The organism is Paenibacillus solanacearum, from assembly GCF_910593845.1.
Lineage (GTDB): Bacteria > Bacillota > Bacilli > Paenibacillales > NBRC-103111 > Paenibacillus_G > Paenibacillus_G solanacearum.
The window spans coordinates 160,492-180,593 of record NZ_CAJVAS010000010.1; the positions used below are offsets into that span (position 1 = coordinate 160,492).

The 20,102-nt window shown below is 54.2% G+C and carries 21 protein-coding genes; 7 read left to right on the top strand and 14 right to left on the bottom strand.

Annotated features, from left to right (window positions below; translation table 11 throughout):
* Positions 1 to 41: 41 nt before the first annotated feature.
* The 3 genes from KXG62_RS13725 to thiD all read right to left on the bottom strand — a co-directional run bounded on the left by KXG62_RS13725 (position 42) and on the right by thiD (position 2,406).
* Complete coding sequence (locus tag KXG62_RS13725) at positions 42 to 671, bottom strand: helix-turn-helix transcriptional regulator (protein WP_218092539.1); 630 nt, start codon at positions 669 to 671, stop codon at positions 42 to 44.
* 364 nt (positions 672 to 1,035) lie between these two features.
* Positions 1,036 to 1,470, bottom strand: coding sequence for a DUF86 domain-containing protein (locus KXG62_RS13730; RefSeq protein WP_218092540.1), 435 nt, complete (start codon positions 1,468 to 1,470; stop codon positions 1,036 to 1,038).
* Between the two features lie 129 nt (positions 1,471 to 1,599).
* Positions 1,600 to 2,406 carry a bifunctional hydroxymethylpyrimidine kinase/phosphomethylpyrimidine kinase gene (gene thiD, locus KXG62_RS13735; RefSeq protein ID WP_218092541.1) on the bottom strand — a complete coding sequence of 269 codons (807 nt, stop codon included), beginning with the start codon at positions 2,404 to 2,406 and terminating at the stop codon, positions 1,600 to 1,602.
* A gap of 37 nt (positions 2,407 to 2,443) precedes the next feature.
* Between thiD and KXG62_RS13740 the strand changes: the two genes are divergently transcribed.
* Together KXG62_RS13740 and thiO are read left to right on the top strand one after the other, a co-directional pair.
* Positions 2,444 to 3,373: a thiamine phosphate synthase gene (locus tag KXG62_RS13740; protein ID WP_246627446.1), complete on the top strand. Its 930-nt coding sequence runs from the start codon at positions 2,444 to 2,446 to the stop codon at positions 3,371 to 3,373.
* 56 nt (positions 3,374 to 3,429) lie between these two features.
* The gene (gene thiO / locus KXG62_RS13745; RefSeq protein WP_218092542.1) at positions 3,430 to 4,584 is read left to right on the top strand and encodes a glycine oxidase ThiO; all 1,155 of its coding nucleotides are present in this window, start codon (positions 3,430 to 3,432) and stop codon (positions 4,582 to 4,584) included.
* On the opposite strand, the gene KXG62_RS13750 is transcribed toward thiO, so the two are convergent.
* On the bottom strand, positions 4,574 to 5,239 hold the full coding sequence (locus KXG62_RS13750) for a tetratricopeptide repeat protein (RefSeq protein WP_218092543.1): 666 nt from the start codon (positions 5,237 to 5,239) through the stop codon (positions 4,574 to 4,576). The genes thiO and KXG62_RS13750 overlap by 11 nt on opposite strands.
* 364 nt (positions 5,240 to 5,603) lie before the next feature.
* Between KXG62_RS13750 and KXG62_RS13755 the strand changes: the two genes are divergently transcribed.
* Positions 5,604 to 5,900, top strand: a complete 297-nt coding sequence (locus tag KXG62_RS13755) for a hypothetical protein (protein WP_246627438.1) — start codon at positions 5,604 to 5,606, stop codon at positions 5,898 to 5,900.
* A 167-nt stretch (positions 5,901 to 6,067) separates the two neighbouring features.
* Positions 6,068 to 6,694 carry an FMN-dependent NADH-azoreductase gene (locus tag KXG62_RS13760; RefSeq protein ID WP_218092544.1) on the top strand — a complete coding sequence of 209 codons (627 nt, stop codon included), beginning with the start codon at positions 6,068 to 6,070 and terminating at the stop codon, positions 6,692 to 6,694.
* Between the two features lie 233 nt (positions 6,695 to 6,927).
* Here the strand turns inward: KXG62_RS13760 and KXG62_RS13765 are convergent, their stop codons facing one another.
* Positions 6,928 to 7,254, bottom strand: coding sequence for a hypothetical protein (locus KXG62_RS13765; protein ID WP_218092545.1), 327 nt, complete (start codon positions 7,252 to 7,254; stop codon positions 6,928 to 6,930).
* A gap of 233 nt (positions 7,255 to 7,487) precedes the next feature.
* On the opposite strand from KXG62_RS13765, the gene KXG62_RS13770 reads away from it, so the two are divergent.
* Positions 7,488 to 7,724, top strand: a complete 237-nt coding sequence (locus KXG62_RS13770; protein ID WP_218092546.1) for a hypothetical protein — start codon at positions 7,488 to 7,490, stop codon at positions 7,722 to 7,724.
* On the opposite strand, the gene KXG62_RS13775 is transcribed toward KXG62_RS13770, so the two are convergent.
* From KXG62_RS13775 to KXG62_RS13790, 4 genes are all read right to left on the bottom strand, one after another.
* Positions 7,715 to 8,683, bottom strand: a complete 969-nt coding sequence (locus KXG62_RS13775) for an ROK family protein (RefSeq protein ID WP_218092547.1) — start codon at positions 8,681 to 8,683, stop codon at positions 7,715 to 7,717. The two genes, KXG62_RS13770 and KXG62_RS13775, sit on opposite strands and share 10 nt — an antisense overlap.
* Before the next feature lie 278 nt (positions 8,684 to 8,961).
* Positions 8,962 to 9,222 carry a YciI family protein gene (locus tag KXG62_RS13780; protein WP_218092548.1) on the bottom strand — a complete coding sequence of 87 codons (261 nt, stop codon included), beginning with the start codon at positions 9,220 to 9,222 and terminating at the stop codon, positions 8,962 to 8,964.
* Positions 9,223 to 9,260: 38 nt separating this feature from the next.
* Positions 9,261 to 10,220 (bottom strand): D-2-hydroxyacid dehydrogenase, encoded by a 960-nt coding sequence (locus tag KXG62_RS13785; protein ID WP_218092549.1) that lies wholly within the window; start codon positions 10,218 to 10,220, stop codon positions 9,261 to 9,263.
* A gap of 89 nt (positions 10,221 to 10,309) precedes the next feature.
* Positions 10,310 to 11,314 (bottom strand): GNAT family N-acetyltransferase, encoded by a 1,005-nt coding sequence (locus KXG62_RS13790; protein ID WP_218092550.1) that lies wholly within the window; start codon positions 11,312 to 11,314, stop codon positions 10,310 to 10,312.
* A 148-nt stretch (positions 11,315 to 11,462) separates the two neighbouring features.
* Between KXG62_RS13790 and KXG62_RS13795 the strand changes: the two genes are divergently transcribed.
* Both KXG62_RS13795 and KXG62_RS13800 read left to right on the top strand, forming a co-directional pair.
* Positions 11,463 to 11,891 (top strand): MarR family winged helix-turn-helix transcriptional regulator, encoded by a 429-nt coding sequence (locus KXG62_RS13795; RefSeq protein WP_218092551.1) that lies wholly within the window; start codon positions 11,463 to 11,465, stop codon positions 11,889 to 11,891.
* Positions 11,892 to 12,009: 118 nt separating this feature from the next.
* Positions 12,010 to 12,171, top strand: coding sequence for a hypothetical protein (locus KXG62_RS13800; RefSeq protein WP_218092552.1), 162 nt, complete (start codon positions 12,010 to 12,012; stop codon positions 12,169 to 12,171).
* 81 nt (positions 12,172 to 12,252) lie between these two features.
* Here the strand turns inward: KXG62_RS13800 and KXG62_RS13805 are convergent, their stop codons facing one another.
* The 5 genes from KXG62_RS13805 to KXG62_RS13825 form a co-directional block, all read right to left on the bottom strand.
* On the bottom strand, positions 12,253 to 13,467 hold the full coding sequence (locus tag KXG62_RS13805; RefSeq protein WP_218092553.1) for an MFS transporter: 1,215 nt from the start codon (positions 13,465 to 13,467) through the stop codon (positions 12,253 to 12,255).
* A 281-nt stretch (positions 13,468 to 13,748) separates the two neighbouring features.
* Complete coding sequence (locus KXG62_RS13810; protein ID WP_218092554.1) at positions 13,749 to 15,767, bottom strand: hypothetical protein; 2,019 nt, start codon at positions 15,765 to 15,767, stop codon at positions 13,749 to 13,751.
* Between the two features lie 77 nt (positions 15,768 to 15,844).
* The gene (locus tag KXG62_RS13815) at positions 15,845 to 17,413 is read right to left on the bottom strand and encodes a sulfatase family protein (protein ID WP_218092555.1); all 1,569 of its coding nucleotides are present in this window, start codon (positions 17,411 to 17,413) and stop codon (positions 15,845 to 15,847) included.
* Positions 17,414 to 17,457: 44 nt separating this feature from the next.
* On the bottom strand, positions 17,458 to 18,795 hold the full coding sequence (locus tag KXG62_RS13820) for an ABC transporter substrate-binding protein (RefSeq protein ID WP_218092556.1): 1,338 nt from the start codon (positions 18,793 to 18,795) through the stop codon (positions 17,458 to 17,460).
* 338 nt (positions 18,796 to 19,133) lie between these two features.
* On the bottom strand, positions 19,134 to 20,069 hold the full coding sequence (locus KXG62_RS13825) for an ArsR/SmtB family transcription factor (protein WP_246627439.1): 936 nt from the start codon (positions 20,067 to 20,069) through the stop codon (positions 19,134 to 19,136).
* Positions 20,070 to 20,102: the final 33 nt, after the last annotated feature.

Consider the following 20,102-nt stretch of genomic DNA (forward strand, 5'->3'; position numbering starts at 1 on the left):
AAAAACCATCTTCTTCGGGAACGAGCGCGAAGAAGATGGTTCTATTGTTTTTGTATCTTATACGTGCATTTGCCGTCGCCCTTCGCCAAGCATTCGGTCCGCTCAACCTCGGTTCCGAGCAGGCTTTGGAACATCGACAGCTCGCAGCTGCACGCTTGATTGTACTGATTGGCCACTTGCGCGATCGGACAGTTGTACTCGTTAAGCACATAGTTCCCGGCTTCCGTCTTCTCCAGCTCTACCATATACCCGTTCGCATTCTGGATATCGGCAAGCTCCTGTACCCGTTCGTCCAGCGATTTGCCGGCCATGCGTTCTTCGTACCGGCTGATGAGCTTATCCTTGCGGCGTTCGAACAGCAGCTCCACCTTCTCGTCCCCGGCTACCGCCTGCAGCTCCTCCAGCAAATCGAGTGTCAGGTGATGGTATTTCTTGGGGAACAGTTCATCGGCGGCAACGGTCAAAAAATACATGTGCGTTGGTCTCCCCATCGCTTGCCGCACAAGCTTGGAGTCGATCAGGCTATCCCTTTCCAGCGTGTTCAAATGCCGGCGAACGGCCATTTCCGTAATGCCGAGCTGCTTGGACATATCGTTGACGCTCAGGGCGCCCCTTGTTTTCAGCATGTTCAATATGACTTTTCGGGTAGATACATCCTGTTCCTTGTTCAACCGGTTCACCGCCTTGTTGAATTGCTGATCTTACACTTCAATGATTAATGCTGTGAATAAAATTATTGTATACGAAAACGGAGCATAAGTAAATTAGTATACTAAAATGTATGTAAAATCCTAGTCGTGGAAATGAATGCTTTGTAAGAAAGCAATGAAGGCAAGCGAGGCCATTCGGGCGGTCAAAAAATGAAGAGGCAGGCACGTGGAACGATCAGTGTGATCGCGGGAAATGCAGCCTGAACGATGTCCGGAAAAGACATTCCAAGCAGCCCCGTCGCTGCAGCGGTAAAGGAAGCAGCGCAGGCGGACGCTGCCTTGCGCATGCGCGCTTTATCCGGCATCGTCCGCCCGTTTATTGAAGTTACAGCTTCTCCTTGCTAATGAAGGCGGGGACCGCTTCGGCGAACGTTTGCATCGCCTCTGGCAAGCGCGCAATCAATGGATGCAGCCCTTCCCGCCGAAGAACAGGGTAATCTTGCACAAGCGGCCGGCGCAGCTGAACCAAATCCTTCAACACGGCGGCCACAGCTTCGCCGAACACGCCTTCCCCTTCCAGGATGTCGATAATGTCTTCGTAGCTGCTGGCATCCCGCATCATAAACGCGTCAATCAATAAGCTTCCCACATCGGTCACGATCTCGATCGCCAGATGCAGCAGCCGTTCCTGCGCCAGATGCAGCAGCAGCGCTTCCGGGCCGGACGAGGTCCACCGCAGCTGCAGCTCGCGGCAAGCTTCCAGCAGCACCGGCATTTGTGCCAGCCGTATCTCGATTTGTTCATGGTTCACATAATACATTGGGCTATCTCCGTTTCTTCTTTTTCCATTTGGACCACCATACGATGATCGGGAAACATACAATCAGCAAAAAAATCAGCAGTACCGCCTGCATCAAATATTCATAGCTCATCTTTGTATTCGGCTCCCTTACTTCTTGACCTGCTCGGCACGCCAGTAGGCCCAATGGTTCGTCGGTCCATGCCCTGCTCCGATGCCGAGCTCCTCCGAAATGGCGAGCGTAATGAATCGTTTCGCCGTATGCACCGCATCCAGCAGCGTCCTTCCCTTGGCCAGCTCCGCGGTAATGGCCGCCGAGAACGTACAGCCTGTCCCATGCGTATGCCGCGTCGCGTAGCGCTCCGCGGTCAGCAGATGGAACTGCTCCCCGTCATACAGCACATCGGTCGGCGCTCCCTCGCTGTGGCCGCCCTTGACGACCGCCGCTGCCGCGCCGAATTGCTTCACGATGTACATCGCCGCTTCTTTCATCTCATCCAGCATCGCAATCTTCTTCCCCGTAATGACTTCCGCTTCGGGAATGTTCGGCGTCACCACCGCCGCAAGCGGAAGCAGCTTCTCACGCAGCGCGTCCTGCGCGCTCTCCGCCAGCAGACTGGCTCCGCCCTTGGCGATCATAACAGGATCGACGACTAGCCGCTTCAAGCCGTGTGCACGCACCCGCTCGGCCACAAGCTCAATGACTTGCGGCTGCGACAGCATCCCCGTCTTGGCAGCATCGACGCCCAAATCCTCGAAGACGGCGTCGATCTGCTTGGCGATGCCGTCGAGCGGAATATCATAAATGCCGTGCACGCCCAGCGTATTTTGCGCCGTCACCGCGGTGAGCGCCGACATGCCGTAAACCTCCAGCATTTGAAACGTCTTCAGATCGGCCTGAATGCCGGCTCCCCCGCCGCTGTCCGATCCGGCTATCGTTAACGCTTTATATGTCATGACGTTGTAATTCCCCCCGGTACTCCCTTTGTTTATCGTGCCATGCAATGGCCAAGGTGCGGGCCGGCCGCGCCCCGCTCGCCGCATCGTCTTCCCCGGCGTTCCTGCGGCGGCGACTCCCGTGCAGCCTGTCTTCCCTTACCATTCAAGCCCGTACGGACACGCTATCTTCTCCTCTAAGTTTATTACTTCCGTTCCGTCAGCGTCAAGGCAAACCGCCGATTCGCCGGGGAAGGTTCGTGATCATTTTATGACAAGTTCCCAAAACGCTTTGACGATCACCGCCGTACAGCAGTATGATGAGATTAAATGCCAATTTCGGGAGGTTCGGACGATGCGGACTGCACGGCCACAGCTTCATGTCATTACGACCGGACAGCAGGAGCTGGAGACGGTCGCGGCGATCCTGGAGCGCTGCCCCGGCGCGCTCATCGATGCGCTGCACGTGCGCGAGAAGCACCGCAGCGCGCGCGAGCTGGTCGACTGGCACGCGAGGCTCAAGCCGCTGCTGCCGCATACGGCGGTCGTGCTGAACGACCGCCTCGATGCGGCGCTCGCGGCGAACGCCGACGGCGTGCAGTTGACCGGCGGCAGCTTGTCGCCCGCACAAGCGCGGCGAATCGCGCCGCCCGGCATGGCCGTCGGCTGCTCGGTGCATTCCGCCGAAGAAGCGGCGGAGGCGGCCCGGCAAGGCGCCGACTACGTGCTGTTCGGCCACGTCTTCGCCACGGGCTCCAAGCCCGGCCTCGCCCCGCGCGGACTTGACGCGCTGGCTGAGGCCGCGAAGGCTTCGCCCGCGCCGCTCATCGCGATCGGCGGCATCGAGCCCGAGCGCGTCCAATCGGTGCTGGCCGCCGGAGCGGCCGGCATCGCCGTCCTGTCCTCGGTGCTGCTGCACGCGGATCCGGCCGGACAAATCGCCGCGTTTCGCGAAGCGCTGGACCGCCCCCGGCCGTCCGCCCGTTGAACGACAGCCGGACCGCGCCGGACAGGCTGAATGAACGGAGCAAGGAGAGACAATCCATGACGATACAGAATAAGCAAACATCCGCCGCGGGAACCCATCCCACGGCATTGATCATCGGCGGCGGCGTGATTGGCTGCGCCGCCGCTTACGAGCTCGGCAAAGCGGGCTTCCGCTGCACCGTCCTCGACAAGGGCGGCCTCGCCGAGGAAGCGTCCACTGCGGCGGCGGGCATGCTCGGCGCGCAAGTCGAGACGCATCAGCCGGGACCGTTCTACGAGATGTGCCGCGCCAGCCTGCGCATGTACCGCGACTGGACGGATGAACTGGAGCAGGTGAGCGGCATCTCCGTGCAGTACCGGACGGAAGGCATCCTGCGCGCGGCGCTGACCGCCGAAGACGAGCAGGAGCTGCGCGGCCGGCTGGCGTGGATTCAGGAAGCGGCCTGGCTGGGGCCGGACGAGATGCTGCGCCTGGAGCCGGCGCTCTCGCCCGCCATTCGCGGCGGACTGCATTTGCCGGCCGACCATCAAGTTCAGCCCGTGTCGCTCGCCGCGGCGCTGAAGGCAGCGCTCGTGAACCAAGGCTGTCTCCTGCGCGAATGGACGCCGGCGATCCGGCTGCTCACCGAACCAGGCACGGGACGCGTTGCCGGCGTCCAGACATCGGAAGGCCCGCTGTACGCGGACTTGACAGTGCTTGCCGCCGGCGCCTGGACACCCGGCTTAACCGAGCCGATCGGCCTTCCCCTTCCGATGTTTCCGGTCAAGGGACAGTGCATCGCGGTACGCACCGATGCGCCGCTGATCCGCTCCACCGTATTCACGAAAGGCTGCTATATCGTGCCGAAGCTGGATGGCAGCTACATTATCGGCGCATCACAGCTCGAAGCCGGCTTTGACAAGCGACTGCATACACAGACGATCGCCGAGCTGTACGCCAAAGCGGCTGAGCTGCTTCCGCGGATGGCGGAAGCCGAGTTCGTCCGCACCTGGGCGGGGCTGCGTCCCGGCACCCGCGACGCGCTGCCGTTCCTCGGCGCTTGGGACGGCGCGCCCGGCCTGCTGCTGGCGACCGGCCAATTCCGCAATGGCATCCTGCTGGCGCCCGTCACCGGGCGTCTCGTGAAGCAGGCTGCGCTTGGTGAACAGCCGCTGCTCGACCTGACACCGTACGCGCCTTCCCGGGTGTTCCGGGCGGCCGCTACGATTTGAATTTGGCGAGCAGCGCCCACCGGCGCTCGTGACGCCGCTTGTACTTTGGAAGCCCCCGGTACAGTTCCACCGTCTCACGGAACGCCCGGCGGGCTTCTTCGTTTCGCCCGAGCTGCCCGTACAGCAAGCCAAGACGGTAGTAAGCCTCGCAGGAGGACGAATGCACCTCGCGGAACTGCTCCAGATACCGGATCGCTTTCTCCGGATCGGAAGCGGCGTACGCTTCGCCAAGACGCAAATACGGCTCTCCGTATTTGACTCGCGGATTGCGCTGCAGCGCTTCAAGCAGGTAAGCCTCGCCTTCCGCAAGACGGCCGAGCCGCAGCTCGCAAATGCCCAGCTCGCACAGCACTTCCGCCGAATCCTCCATGACAGCTGCAACTTCGCGCAGCAGGTTCAGCGCATCGGCGTACTTTTTTTGCTCCATATAAATTCTGGCGATATCCAGCTTCGTCGTCGTGTGATGCGGATTCATCCGCAGCTCTTCCTTCAGCCTGCTCAGCCGCCGGCCGCGCTGCAGCGGCTTGAGCACGCTTGGCGTAAGACCGATGAAGCGCCGCTCGAATACGTAAAAGATAATCAATAAGACCAGCAATGCGATAAATGGATTCCCTGTAAGCCACCATAACAAAGGAAACAAAATAAATTTGCTCATGAGGCGATTTCATTCCTTTCGCTGACGTTCATATCGATTGTACCATAATTAGGCAGTTCCGGCGAAAATGGGATGCCTCGCTGCTGCGCGGCATCCGGACGATGCGTCCGTAAAGTCCGCGCTTCCCTGCGCCAAACAGCGAGAGGCGCATGCTACTGCTGTTCCTTTTGCAGAAAACAAGGACGTACCCGTCTGGGCCGTTTGTGCGGAAACCGATTTTCCATTACTATATTCGTATCCGTTATGCTTGGCGGCTGCGCGCGCCGAAGGAATATTGTGAACAATTTCCGAACAGGCAGGAAATGGCGGATTCGTTCTTGAATGGATTAAAGTTTAGAATGACTGCGGGAGGATCGGCTTTCGAATGAGTGCGATGAATGAGGCGCAAGCCGCCAAATGGCGTGAAATGAGAAAGAAAGGCAAGGGCAGATACGTTTTTTTATTCGGCGTACTGCAGTGGGGGATTGTGCTGACGATCCTGTTCACGGCGGTCCAATGGCTGACCCAGCACACGTTTACGAAGGAATGGTTGTACATACGGCTTTTCGTATTCGCCTGCATCGGTTTTTTTATCGCCAATTTCCGTTGGGACGCAAAAGAAATCAAGTTTCTCGATTATGAAAATAAAGGAAAAAAGCAGAGCAGGCGAGCGGCCCGGTAATCTCTCCGGGTAAAGTTCCCTGCTTTTTTACGTTATGTGCGGCCCTTCATGCAATAGTAACTTAAAAATAATCGCTTGACTTTTGTAAGTTAGTTATATATCATTACTTACGTAAAGTAAGTTGTTATTATAAAGTAAATAAATTATGTTGAGAGGATGTTTACGAAATGGCGCAAGTTCTTTTTATTAAAGCGAACAACCGGCCCGCCGACCAAGCGGTTTCGGTTCAAATGTACGAAACGTTCCTGAGCACGTATAAAGAAGCAAATCCGAATGACCAGATCCAAGAGCTCGACCTGTTCGAGACGGAGCTGCCGTATTTCGGCGCCGAGATGATGACCGGCCTGTTCAAGCAAGCCAAGGGCATTGAAGCAACAGCCGGCGAGCAGCAGGCAGCCGACCTGGCCAACCGCTACCTGGACCAATTCCTCGCAGCCGATAAAGTCGTCTTCGCCTTCCCGCTGTGGAACTTTACGATTCCGGCGCAGCTGTTGACCTACTTGTTCTATATTACGCAATCCGGCAAAACGTTCCGCTACACGGAAACCGGTCCGGTGGGCCTCGCCGGAGACAAAAAAGTCGCCCTGCTCAACGCGCGCGGCGGCGTGTATTCCGAAGGCCCGATGACGGCATTCGAAATGTCCCTGAACTATCTGAAAACGATGATGGGCTTCATCGGCATCCAAAACCCTGAAGTCGTCGTGATCGAAGGACATAATCAGTTCCCTGATCGTGCAAAAGAAATCGTAGCCGAAGGCTTGAAGCAAACGGCTCAAGCGGCCTCCAAATTTTAATCCATCTGCTCCAAACCTTAAGACTGCCGGGCTGAACAGCTCTGCAGTCTTTTTGCTGCGGTCGCTTCCGTGCCGGCCGCTGTTTAGCGGAAGCGGAATGTCCTGGCAAAACAACAAAAAGCCCGCGATCATTCCGATCGCAGGCCGTCAAGGGATATATATTAAAAAAGGGGGTCGACTATCATTATATCCCCGTAACGTTAATGGCCGATGAATATCACATTACAGTTATGTTACAGATCGTCCGGATTATCCGGCTTGTACGTGAATCCGATTTTCCGTTTCATGATCAGCTGGGCGAAAAACAGCAGCACCTCGTTGTTCACCAAGCATACCCCGAAGCCGAACAGCCCGAATTGCCGGGAAAATTGCTGCTCGCTTCCGGCAAAGACGGAAGACCACCACCACCACGCCGCCCCGATAATGAGTATATTGACAAGCGAGCCGGCGACGAACGACAGCAGCAGCTTCTCCGTCTTGTGCATCGCCAGCACGCCTACCGCTCCCGTCAGCACAAACGAAACTCCCATAACCGTCCAATAAATTGTGTCGTATGTCAAGGCAAACCACTCCATTACATGACAATATTCCGGGCAAACCGGGCACCAGCCGGCTTGTCCTCGCGCCGGGCGCATGGCCGGCACAATCCTTAGCTTACCATGAAGACCTCGGCGGCACAACGCCGCGGCGCCACTTGTCCCAAAACTGTCATATGCAGGAGCCGGTTTTCAACCCGGGCCATTCCATGCTATAGTGAAGAGAGACTTATTGATCCCATAAGGAGGTGCCGGATATGGCACAAAGCAGCGCCAAGAAACAACGAATGAAGCTCGAACGGCAGGGCAAGCTGAACCCGGAGTCGAACCGCGGTCTGTGGGGCGGCGTGATGCCGGTGGAACGTATGACGCCTACGCTGCACGAGAAAACACGAAGACTCGAACATAAGCACAAAAAGAAATGGAACCGGTCGCTTCATGACAGTGACGGTTCCATTTCTTTTTGTGTTTGTCTCCCCCGTTATTACGCTTGAAGCCCTTGTACCCGTTCTTTGGCGTACAGCGCGCTGCCGACGACGCCGGCATCCTCATTGCGCTCGGCGGCCTTAATCTGCAGATCTTTCCAATAAAAATCGAGTGCGGAGCGTTCCAGCTCTTCCCGCATCGGCCGGAACAGACGATCGCCGGCCAGCGCCGCCCCGCCGCCGATGACAATAACATCCGGGCTGAATAAGGTGATTGCGGAAGCAAGCCCCTTGCCCAGCAGCTTGCCGGTATGCTCCATAATTTCGCGGGCTACCGCATCCCCCTGATCGTACGCGCGCGAGACATCCGCAGCCGTCAGGCTGTCCAGCCGGTCGCCGGGAAACAGCTGCGCCAACAGCGTCGGCTTGCCTTGGGCAACCGCATCTTTCGCCTGCCGGGCAATGCCGCTCGCCGATACGGCCGTTTCCAGACAGCCGGTCAAGCCGCAGTTGCACCGGTATGGAATGCCCTCCATCCCGATATGCCCCATCTCGCCGGCTCGTCCGCCCGCACCGTAGTACAGCTGCCCGTCGTTTATCATCGCGGCGGCAAGCCCCGTGCCGAGCGTAATGCCGAGTACGTTCGCATAGCCCCGGCCTGCCCCGGCCACCGCTTCCCCATACGTATACATGCGCACGTCGTTGTTGACAAACACCGGAACGCCGTTCAGCTCGCGGCTGACGTTACCGGCAATCGGGAAGTCCTTCCATCCGAGGTTGACCGCCAGCACCGAAATCCCCTGCTTATGATCGACGAAACCGGGCACGCCGATCCCGACCGCCTTCACCTGAACACCGGCTTCCTCCGCCAGCTTCCGGATCGCTTCTCCGATGCGGCGTACGACGTGCTCGCCGCCTTTGTCCGATTCGGTAGCCATTTTGGAGGTGGCCAGCACATTCCCCGCTTCGTCCGTCAAACCGCATACGATATTCGTTCCGCCGATATCTACGCCAACATAATGCTCCATCGTTTCGATTCTCCTCTTCTCATCGCAAGCTTCCAACCTATTCCTATTCCCCACTTTAATGGACAATGTTACTTATTTCAACGGTTTTTTGTGCGGCTTGCCGCTGGCTGCAAAAATCAGCCGGAACCTGACGCAGCCCTAAGAGCAGGTCATGCTGCGGCCGCCCTGTCCACGCAGCCGCACACGGCACGGCGGCCCGCTTAACCGCAGCGCAAAAGAGCGAATAGCCGGAACTCGAAATCCCGTCCATCCGCCCTGATTGAGGCTGGGCTATATCGTTATTGAACCATATCCCACTCGTGAATCTCGAAGCCTCTTGCGCCCTGCACGACGAACGGATCTTCCTCCGCCCATTGCTGCGCTTCCTCCATCGACTCCGCGCGGTAAATGACCATGCCGCCCCATCCGTCGACAAACTTTCCGTTGGCGAAGATGCGTCCCTTGGCCCGCTGCGCTTCCAAATAGGCCAAATGCTCCGGCCGGTATACGCGGCTCTTCTCTTCATCCTTCATCGGCAAAAACACGACATAATGCTTCATTCCGCTTCTTCTCTCCTTCTAATGCAGAGGTGCGATGCTCAGCCGCCGATCACGTTGACGGGCTTGCCGGCGAGATACGCCGCCAGGTTGGCGACCGCCGTGTCCATCAAGCGGACACGGGCTTCCCGGGTCGCCCACGCGATATGCGGGGTGACGATGCAATTCGGCAGCGCCAGCAGCGGGTTGTCGGCGCGCGGCGGCTCGGCCGCCAGCACGTCGAGGCCCGCGCCCGCGAGGCGCTGCTCGCGCAGTGCCGCGGCCAGCTCGTCCTCGACGATCAGCGGGCCGCGCGAGGTGTTGATCAGCATCGCCGACGGCTTCATCATGGCGATGTGCTCGCGGTTGATCAGCCCTTGCGTCGCGGGCGTGAGCGGGCAGTGCAGGCTGACGACGTCGGCCTGCTGCAGCAGTTCCGGCAGCGTCACCCACTCCACCCCCTCCTCCGGGGTGGGGGCGGTGCGCCCGCTGCCGACGGCAACGACGCGCATCCCCATCGCCAGGGCGATGCGCGCGGTTTGCCGGCCGATCCGGCCAAGGCCGATCAGGCCCATCGTTTTGCCCGCGAGCTCGATGAGCGGCGCTCGCGTGAAGCAAAAGTCCGGCGATGCGGCCCAATCGCCGGATTTCACCGCCTCATCGTGACGTCCGACGCGATGGCACAGCTCCAGCAGCAGCGCGAACACCAGCTGTGCGACGGAGTAGGTGCTGTAAGACGGCACATTCGTCACGACGATGCCCTGCTTCGCGGCAGCTTCGGTGTCGACAATGTTGTAGCCCGTCGCCAGCACGCCAATATAGCGCAGCTTCGGCAGCTGCGAGAGCGACGCCGCGGACAGCGGCGTCTTGTTCGTCAACACAATGTCCGCGTCTGCGGCCCGAGCAGCGACCTCGTGCTCGGGCGTGCGGTCATGCAGGGTGACGGTTCCCAGCTTCTCCAGCGCGGACCAGCTCAAATCGCCGGGATTCAGCGTATATCCGTCCAGTACGACGATATGCATGGCAGCTCGTCTCCTTTCCGTATGGCCAAGGTGATGTTGCCGGCCGTGATGCCGGCCAAGTCATAAATTCAATGTAAACCATATCGCGCTCACGTTTCAAGCGGCGACACCGTTTTTTCCATCCGGTACAAGCCAGGAACGGGAACATAGCCCAGCTTGTCGCGGTTAATGCGCAGCATCGGCTCGTTCATCGCATCATTATTCGTCCGCAAGTAGCGCGCCCCGGCCTTACGTGCCAGCCGGATCGCTTCCAGCTTAAGCGTCGTGGCGACGCCTTGGCCGCGAAACGCCTTGTCGACGCCGGTATACTCGTGGTAAAAGCTGTTCGTCTCCTCGTGGTACACCAGATTGGCGACCCCGATCCACTGCTCCCCGGCGATCGCCAGCAGCACGTGCTCCGGTGCGGCGCCCGGAAGCTCCAGCGTCCATTTGCGCCATTCCCGAAATTCCGGGTTGGATTCGCGGTACCCCGGGATGTCCGGCGTCGTGCGGCAGTACAGCGCATACAGCTTGCGCTCGCTTTCTTCACCCGGCCATTCGCTCAATGTGTCCAGACGAATGCCCGACCGCTCGAACGGGCCGTTTCCAGCCTGAGCGGCAGCATAAGCCTTCCCTTTCCTGCGTAAATCGAGCACCGATTCGAACGTGTGCCGCGCCTTGCGAAATCCGCGCGCTTCGGCAAATCGCAGCGCATCCGGGTCGTTATCCTTTACCGCGTAATTGAGATGCGACGCTCCTATTTGCATCGCCCACTCCGCCATTCGCTCGTACAACAAGCCGCCGGCTCCCTGTTTCCTCACTTGCGGCTCCACGACGAGCGTATGGTGCAGCTCCCCTGCCGGCGTCCACGGCGCACGCCACGCAATGCCGTACCCGACCACGTTTCCTTTGACGTCTTCCGCCACCAGCTTCAGCCGGTCGAAGCCGGTTAACCGCCCGGCCTCGTCCCTTGACAGCTTGCCCTGCGCGGGAATTTTGGCGTCTTCTCCCTCCAGCCGCTCTGACGTCGTCGGCTCGGACAAATAACTGTTCAGCACACGCGCGATCGCCCGGTAATCGTCCGGCAGCCTGACGTTCCGAATGTTGCAGGTCAATCGTCTCATCCCCTTTTATCGCATCGATTTGTATTCATTGTGTCATGCGCGCGAAGGCTTGGATAGGGAAAAATTGATTTTACTGCGAAACCGATTGCGTCGTAAGCAGTAATACTATTTATGGCCAAAAACGTTGGAGGGGAAATGCATGCCGCATCCAGATGATGACATCTATGAGTTTGAAGAAACGTTTAGACAATTATTTCGAAAAGTGAAATCCAGCTGGTCCAAATTCGAAGATCAAGGCGTAACCGCCTCGCAAGCGGTTATATTGGAGAAGCTCGAATGCGACGGACCGCTGAAAGTTTCGCAGCTGGCCGATATGCTGTGGATTACATCAGGCGCCATCACGTCGCTGGCGGATAAGCTGATCGCCGGCGGCTTCGCGGAACGGGCGAGATCGGAAGCGGACCGCCGCGTTGTATACCTTCGCGTGACGGACAAGGGACGCGAAATTTTAGCCTCGCTCCGGGCTCACCGCAAGAAGGTGGTCGAGAGCTACTTCGGCAAGCTGTCCAAGGAGGATGTCCAGCATCTGAGCCGCATTTTCAATCAAATATTGAAGGACACGGACTGAGCCGCGGACTCGGCGAACCTTTCCCGCTCACGCATTTGTTTCGCGTATCTGATCATCATTTTGTGAACGCATTCATAGAATGATAGTGTCAGATACATGAACGAAAGGAGCGGGTGGTATGGTTGTCGAGTTTTTGATGTGGCTGACGCTCTTCGCTTCCCTCACGATTGCCTTCTGTACCTTTTTGCTAGAAGCAATTCTGCACGATTCCACGGCTTACGATATGGAGTTTCTATGGAAAGGCCAGTATACGCTGGAAGAGCTGCATTTGGACCGATAGACGCTGCAATGCGACAAGCTCGAAGCCTTCGGCAGCACGGAACCCTGCGCTGCGGAAGGCTTATTTGAGCATTCCGGACTTCTACGTTTCGGACAGCTCCGCCGCTATGGGGCCGGCAGCCGCTGCTTTGGCGCTGCGCGAACGGGAAGCCCAGAAGACCAACGCAACCATCAAAGCATAGAACGCCACCAGCAGCCAGATGGACTGCGGAATCGTCATTCGGTCCAGACACCAGCCCGTCAAGAGCGGCAAGGTCGCTCCGCCCACGCCGCCGGATGCGATCAATATGCTGGTCACGCGCTCCTCCAGCCCCTTGAAGAAGCTGTTCGCATAAATAAGCGTAATCGAAAACACGCCGGACAGGACAAGCCCCAGCAGCGCAATCAGCGCAAAGCTGGCCGCAGCGCCCTGCACCATCGCAAAGCAGGCGAGCACCACGCAGCCGCCGACGCAGCTGGCCAGCAGGTAGGCGGCATAGCCGAATCGTTCCGCCAGATGAGCGGCAAACAGTCGGCCTACCGCCATCGCTCCCCAGAAGCATGTTCCGCCGAGCACGGCAATTTCCGGCTGCAATTGAACGTTCGCCACAAGGATGGACGGCAGGAAATTGGCTACGCTCATTTCCGTGCCCACATAGATCGCGAACACCGCGATGAAGATGGCGAACAGCCCTATCGGTTTATGCCTGAACGTGGGCGGAGAATGCAGCTCGGCACCTTCGCCGGCGGCGGTCTTTTGCATCATCGCCTGCATGCGTCCGAGCGGCAAGAGCGCCCAGAGGACGACCATGGCAAACGACAACACGCCCAGACTAAGGAATGCGCCCCGCCACCACCCGCCGGCAATAAATATCGACGAGATCAGCGGCATCCCCAGCGCGCCCAGACCGAAAAAAACTTCCAGCCGCGTCATCACAAACGTCTTGCGGCTTCCTTCCAGAAATTGAATGACCAGCGCGCCGATAATGGTCTCGACCATCCCGAAGCCGAACCCGGCCAGCGGCGCAACAGTCAGTACGACCGGCCAGGACGGCAGCGTGAAAAATACAAGCTCCGCCGCGCTCAAACAGCCGAGGCATAGAAATAAGGCGCCGCGCTTCCCCAGCTTCCCCGACCACCACGGCCCCGACAATACGCCGAGCAGGAAGCCGAAAAACTGAAGCGACACCAGCTGTCCGCCCGCACTGTAATCTTTGCCGTAATGGGCGAGCATTTCCGGCAGCAGCGACCCCATAATGACGTGTGCCAAACCGATCAATAAGTACGATAAGTATCCGTTCCAAAGAAAAGCTTTCATCCGCCAAACCTCTCCATTGCTATGTATTCAGGCAATCATGCCGGCTAGGGCATCGGTTCCTTCCTTAACCATCATACAGTCATACAGAGGAAACGGGAAGCGCACAATGAGAGCCGCTATCCTTTTTTCCCGATGGCTCCCTCTGAATGCGGAAATAATCATGGATAAGAATCGAAAAAGCGACCTGTCTAGGTCGCTTTTATTAGGAATCCCCTCATGTGCGATCTCGAACGCTAGCCAAGGTCATGGGAGGTCGAAGTCGAACTCAGCAAGAAATCGATTCAATCAATGGATGAGAGCATAAATCTAGCCTGCGATCCTTCTCCGGTAGATTCCATCCAGAATGAAATCATAGCTCTGCTTCCATTAGCCTCCCAGGAGCTGGGCGCATTCTGTATCAAATCAAGCTCGAATTGTCGGTTCCCGACGCTTCCTTTATTCAACTGGGACCTAATGATTTCTTGGTCAGCTGCTGTGCCTCCTTTACCCCAAGGTAAATTTTTCGTACGAGCTGAATTGAACACATCTCCATGCCACAATACACTCTTAACAGCAGCTCCATTCTCGATATAGTCGACCCGGATGCCGAACATGCTGTCGGTAGAGAGTAAGGTTTGACTAAATTTATCGGTAAGCACATCCACGTTCAGCTTATGGGGCAGGCCCTCGTATTCTGTACCGCACACGGCTCTTCCTAAGGATCCGTTAACACCGGCATAGGCTGTCGCTCTAACTGCATCGTAAGCACAATAGCTTTCCCTCACATACGTATTGCCGTTTGTATCATTCAGTCTGTCGCTATAAAAATGTTTTTTTAAGATAGATGCATTTGTCAATCCACCGCGGTCCAAAACCGCATCTCCCGTACCATTGTCAATTTGTATGTAAGTAATTCCAGGACCGCTTATCGTTACGGTCTTTGTTACGCTGGCTGAACTCATTGCCTGTTCCTCTATCGGAGCAAACGCGGCCGTTCCGTTCTCAAGCGGGCTTCCATTGTTGGCGTCGATTTTGTATACGGAAAGTGTTGGCGTCGGTTTGGACAGGATCTCATTGGGAATGTTATTCAGATTAACATTGATCGAATAGGGAGTCATTGAATCGTTCCACAGCATGATGGACGCACGGTGCTCATCCGCCGATGCAAACGATTTGACTCCTGAAGGTAAACTGCCGCCTGAGCTGACTCTCCACACCGGCATCTGCGCATATAGTTTCAGCATATTATAGAGCGGCAATTCCTGAACGTTGCTCCCTTGCCATCTCAATAGATGTCCAATCCAACCTGCGAAGCCGACAGCCTGTAAATCCGATATTTTCATAAACTTGTCAAGATCGGTTAGTGATTTAACGGCCTCCGAGGTTAGTCCTGCGTTTGAATCCCATTGTGAGCCCGGATTATAAGGACCGTACTGAAGAAGCATTAGCGGCGTCTTGTTGGCTTGTGTTCCAAGGGCGTTGCGAGCGTTCTCGAGCAAGCTGTCGTTCCATATTCTCGGCCCATAATTATTCATCGTCAAATAATCTAACTCCACATTCGGCTTCGTCGATCTAAGAGAAAAGTACTTGCTCATGAGTGTCTGAATGTATGATTGCCCACCTAATTCCGGAAGTAACTGCGCTCCCCATGGAATCAAATTCGCCATTCCAAATAATGCCTTACTGTTAACAGGCTTCATCTGCTCGTAGTACGCCTCGTAAATATCAAGCAAGTGTTGAGCGGATTCATCGGTTCGTTCTCCGGTTAAATTATGCTCAGGCTCGTTCCACATCGTCCAGGTTATTGGGTAGCTGTTATATTGCTGCGACCATCGTTTCATTGCCTCCGCCGACTTAACCAGATTCGTTGGAAACGGGAATTTAGCGCCTGCTGCCTCTGCTTCATCGTAGGGATGCCACTGCTTCGGGGCGCCTATGATCTGGTGGATAATTTGAATGTTTCGATCATTCAATCCTTGGTGTAAATTTCTTAGAAGCGTATTGTCTTGTACCTGAATCGTTCCGTCCGACAGCTCCTCAATCGGATAAGGTGTCAGATATGGCCACGCCGTGTTCGGGAAACGAATTTCTCCGTTATAGAAAGCCGGTCTTATGTCATCCATATATGACAAGCTGTCGTTGACGCGCCTTGTTTGAAGCGCTCCTGCCAAACCTATTTTTGATTTAAGCAACGGGTGGAATTTGATATTCGAAAAGTTTACGTTAGTGTAATAGACCGGATCTGCAACAGCATTCTGATTGTTTGGAATCACAACCAGGGATAAGCTGCAAACGATTAGCATCCATTGAACTAATTTCATTCTAGCTTTCCTCGCCTTCGTAATCCTTTTGCAAGACTGAGTTGCAATCCGCCATATTGCCGATTGGAGGCTTGATCTTATTGGTGGGAAACGGATGCTTGATCTTTGGCAAGTGCCTGTTCCTTGATCTGGGCGTAATGCAACTTCACCGTGCGGTTCTCGGGAATACGGTTTTCTTTCTCCATGCTCCAAACGATTAGCTTGCGCTCAAGTATGCTGCGAATGGATGCATACTCTTCATGATCGAACAGGTTCACGAGCTCGTCTGGATCGCTGCGCAAATTATAAAGCTCTCCGTCTCCGTTTGCGTAAACACTCAACTTCCAGTCATGAGTGCGGATACACTTGCCCTTCCCCATCCAAGCCTCGCGATATGCACACCATACGAAGTAACGGTCGTCGAGCGGATGCTCCGGTCGAACGGTTATGTCGGATACTCGAATCGGTTCGCCGTCTTCTCCACTTTCCATTACAATATAATCTCTAGGGACATATGCTTTATCACCATACAGAAACGGTCCCAAACTTTTCCCCTGCACCTCATAAGGAATCGGAATACCTGCCAGCTCGAGCAGGGTCGGCATGACGTCGACAAGCTCGACCATGTGCGAGCTGCGTTGGGCTCCCTTATAATCCGGCAGTGAGACGATGAACGGCACGCGAGTGAACGAATCGTAGAACGCATTATGCTTCTGTATTAGTCCGTGCGCCCCCATCGAATCGCCGTGATCGGAAGTAAAGATGATAACCGTGTTGTCCATTAAGCCCAGCTCTCCCATCTTGGCAAACACCCGTCCGAGCGTATCATCAATAAAGCTGATCATTCCGTAATGAACAGCCCTTACCTTCCGGATTAAATCGTCATCAGCCCTATCCATCGCATCCATCATATTTGCAACCTTTTGGCGCTCCGGCTTGCCCTCCAAGCTGTCTTTTGGAGGGAGCGGTACCTCCTCGGGAATATACATTGAGGCATAGGGCTCAGGAGCTTGATATGGGGTGTGCGGGTCCGGAAACGACAGCCACATGAAGAATGGCCGATCCGTCATGCGCTTTTCTTCCAGATACTCGATAGCGGTGTCTCCAAGCAGATGCGTGCCGCACTTCTCCTTACGCGCGGGATTACTACCGTGACCGAGCGGCACTCGGAAGCAGTGCTTTACGGCCCACTCGTGAGCAGCTATCACCTCAGGATCCTGTCTGTAGCCATCAACCAGATGTCCGTGCTCAGCAAGTCGAATATAGTCGAATACGTCTTGAAGAATACTGGCATTACTAGACACCGAATCCGAATAATAGTTTTTAGCCTTCTGTCCCATAAAAGCGTGATTTTTCCCAATAATCGCTGTCTGATAGCCGCTCTCTTTCAGAACCTGCGGCAGTGTTGTTTCATTGGGATTGATAAGCATATGATTGGCATGAACGCCGATCGTAGAAGCATATCGGCCTGTCATCATCGATGATCGGGACGGTGAACATGCAGGGTAGTTGCAATAAGCATGCTCGAACGTAACACCTCTGGCAGCAAGCTTATCCAGATTGGGCGTCTGGACCAAACGATTTCCGTAAAGCGCCAATGTCTCAGCAGATTGCTGATCTGTTTGAATCAATAAAATATTCGGCGAGTCTTGTGTTGCTCTTCTCATGTTTGCACCTCTTCTAATGTATAAATACCGGGAGAAACGTGGATTTAAGGCGCATTCTTTGCCCTGTTCTCTTCATTCGCCTTTAACATCGCTTCATCCAGCTTTCGTAGCGCGGTATTAACGTCTTCGTTCTTATACATAACATCCTCATACGTTGCGTTCATCAGAGCGTTAGCGTTAAAATTCACGGGAACCATAGGCTTAGCATATGTGGATTTGAATAGACTCTGCAGGTTCTTCCCTTGTAATGCGGTGTTCTCGGCGCCAAGACTTCGACGGACGTTATCTTCGATAAGTGATGGAATATAGCCGCTTTCCGCCAGCTTTTTTTGCATCTCCGTCGATGTGAGATAATGAATGACATCGAACGCTGCATCCTTGTGTTTGCTTTGCGAGGAGATAGACCAAACGAATTGATCCAAAAATGGCGCCTGTTTGGGAGCGCTTTCGAACACGGGTGTTGTAACGATATCCCAATTCAAGGTATCGCCGGTTTTATTTAATTTGTTTACATTTAAAAGAAGTCCGTTCCACCACACCATTGCCATTGCTTGAATCTTCTTATTCATCATCGTCGGGTTAATGTCCCAAAACTGATTTTTGACTGAAGGCAGGTTACCTGGAATCGAGTAGATTTGCTTCATCGTATCGAAAGTTTGCTTCCAGCCGTCGGTCTGGACAGCCGGCTTGTTTGTCTTCAGATCGACCCACTGCTGGTCAAGCTGGGTGGACAGCACATAAGGACGCCCCGGATTTAATCCCAGATATTGAATCCCGTCAACCATTCTAGTTACCGGTTTTGCTTTCTCAACGGCTTGGTTCCATGAAAGTCCGTCTGTGGGATAAGAAACTCCGAACTTGTCGAATATATCTTTGTTGTACATTAGGGTCTGCAAATTCAGAAAATATGGAAGCGCTACCAACCCTTTGCCGTTATTGTACATTTTCAGCGCATCAATCGCCTGTGGGTTGAATTTCGCTAAGTCCACGTTGTTCTTTTGGAGCAGTTCCGACAAGTCCATCGAAACCTTCATATCCTGCAGTATTCGAATCGTATCATAGTTGGTCATTGTAATATCAGGAACGGTCCCTGAGGACATAAACTTTTGGAATGTCGCTTCCTGATTAGGTCCATCCGATTGCAACACTTCAAATGAAATATAAGGAAACCTCTTTGTCACCGGATCGATAATGTTTTTCTGAATTTCATCTTGATCGAATGCAGGCATTGAATAGAGCGTTAACGTCACTGGCTGCGTACTTTTGGACGTATTGACTTCGTTTCCAACCGAGTTTATTGAGTTGGTGTTATTGCTGCAGCCGACTGCCGAACCTAGCGTCAAAGCAGAAGTAATCACGATCTTGAATAATTTTTTATACAATTGATAAGACCTCCCCTTCTCAAGGTTAAAATTTTATTACACTTTTTATGTTTGTTACATTATTTATGTCTGAAATAAAGTTTATCATTGAAAACCCATTCATTCAATACTTTTTTACCAAAATATTAAAACAAATTAAACAAAAATGTCATTGTGTTTCAATATTCATGTAATACAAAATATTAGGTACGTAGTATCCTATATGTTTTCTCTGCAATCTTGAGTTGTGCCGCAGTACGTTTTATAAGGATTTAAGATAACAAAAAAGACATTCGTCCATTACCATCGGAGGACAAATGTCTTCTTTTTGTAAACGTGTAATAGCAAAAAAATCCGTTTTACGTGTACATTATTCGCATAATGATATCCTGCTCGGTGTCGCCGAATTGTTTGCCGAACAGATTCATGCCGCCGATATTTCTTGCATTGTGTTTGACGCCGATCCGGAACCGAATTTGCTTCTTAATTTCCAAATTTAGTTCTCCCAGCGTGACGTCGGACACCCTTACGTCGTCCAGATACGTTCCCCGATCGTCGACCTTCCACGTTTTCAACAGTCCATATTGAGTATGGTTTTCGATAATCCACGCAGGATTTAACTTTCCCTTGCGGTCCCCAAAATCTCCCGGGCAGGTCCAAGTCCCAATCTCAACGCCATTGATCCAGGCGGTAATATCCGAAGGCCAATTGTGATTGAATCCTGGTGCTTCTGAACACAACTCCATTGAGAACTGTATCGATTTAATTGTCGCCTTTAGCGGAAGTAGGGACGGGAATTTATACTCAACATACCCTTTGCGAAACCAGAGAAGACTTGCCGTAATGCATTGTGGATCATAAAAAACCGCAGGTTCCTCCGACGGATATAAAATACCGTTGCTGTTCAGTAAACCGCAAGTAGGATACACGTCACTATCACAGAATTGGCCAATCGGCATCTCTATTACATAACTGTTCGTATTTGTTTTGTACTGCTCCGACTGTTTTAGCTTAAGCTGGATCATTTCAAGGTTTCGGGAACATATTTTCATAGTTCCCCGTTTGGCAGGCAGCGTCTCTGTGATGACAAGCCCAGCAGTCTCCAATACGCGTATATTAAGGGCTACTGTGGAGACTGGCAAATTGAGCTTGTGGGCGATATCAACGATATTCAGTTTCTGAGTATCTAACAAACGAATGATATCGATCCTCACTTTGGAGGCAATAGCATGGGCCACCGCAAATAAAGTATCCGGATCGTCCAAGGATAATTTCAGAATATTAATGCACTCCATTTCCACTTTGCAAATGGCAATCTCGGTTCATTA

Bases quoted from the DNA above. Each gene is read 5' to 3' on its own strand.
- KXG62_RS13730 (WP_218092540.1), bottom strand. From the start codon at position 1,470: ATGTATTATGTGAACCATGAACAAATCGAGATACGGCTGGCACAAATG.
- thiD (WP_218092541.1), bottom strand. From the start codon at position 2,406: ATGACATATAAAGCGTTAACGATAGCCGGATCGGACAGCGGCGGGGGA.
- thiO (WP_218092542.1), top strand. From the start codon at position 3,430: ATGACGATACAGAATAAGCAAACATCCGCCGCGGGAACCCATCCCACG.
- KXG62_RS13750 (WP_218092543.1), bottom strand. From the start codon at position 5,239: ATGAGCAAATTTATTTTGTTTCCTTTGTTATGGTGGCTTACAGGGAAT.
- KXG62_RS13755 (WP_246627438.1), top strand. From the start codon at position 5,604: ATGAGTGCGATGAATGAGGCGCAAGCCGCCAAATGGCGTGAAATGAGA.
- KXG62_RS13760 (WP_218092544.1), top strand. From the start codon at position 6,068: ATGGCGCAAGTTCTTTTTATTAAAGCGAACAACCGGCCCGCCGACCAA.
- KXG62_RS13770 (WP_218092546.1), top strand. From the start codon at position 7,488: ATGGCACAAAGCAGCGCCAAGAAACAACGAATGAAGCTCGAACGGCAG.
- KXG62_RS13775 (WP_218092547.1), bottom strand. From the start codon at position 8,683: ATGGAGCATTATGTTGGCGTAGATATCGGCGGAACGAATATCGTATGC.
- KXG62_RS13780 (WP_218092548.1), bottom strand. From the start codon at position 9,222: ATGAAGCATTATGTCGTGTTTTTGCCGATGAAGGATGAAGAGAAGAGC.
- KXG62_RS13785 (WP_218092549.1), bottom strand. From the start codon at position 10,220: ATGCATATCGTCGTACTGGACGGATATACGCTGAATCCCGGCGATTTG.
- KXG62_RS13795 (WP_218092551.1), top strand. From the start codon at position 11,463: ATGCCGCATCCAGATGATGACATCTATGAGTTTGAAGAAACGTTTAGA.
- KXG62_RS13800 (WP_218092552.1), top strand. From the start codon at position 12,010: ATGGTTGTCGAGTTTTTGATGTGGCTGACGCTCTTCGCTTCCCTCACG.
- KXG62_RS13805 (WP_218092553.1), bottom strand. From the start codon at position 13,467: ATGAAAGCTTTTCTTTGGAACGGATACTTATCGTACTTATTGATCGGT.
- KXG62_RS13810 (WP_218092554.1), bottom strand. From the start codon at position 15,767: ATGAAATTAGTTCAATGGATGCTAATCGTTTGCAGCTTATCCCTGGTT.
- KXG62_RS13815 (WP_218092555.1), bottom strand. From the start codon at position 17,413: ATGAGAAGAGCAACACAAGACTCGCCGAATATTTTATTGATTCAAACA.
- KXG62_RS13825 (WP_246627439.1), bottom strand. From the start codon at position 20,069: ATGGAGTGCATTAATATTCTGAAATTATCCTTGGACGATCCGGATACT.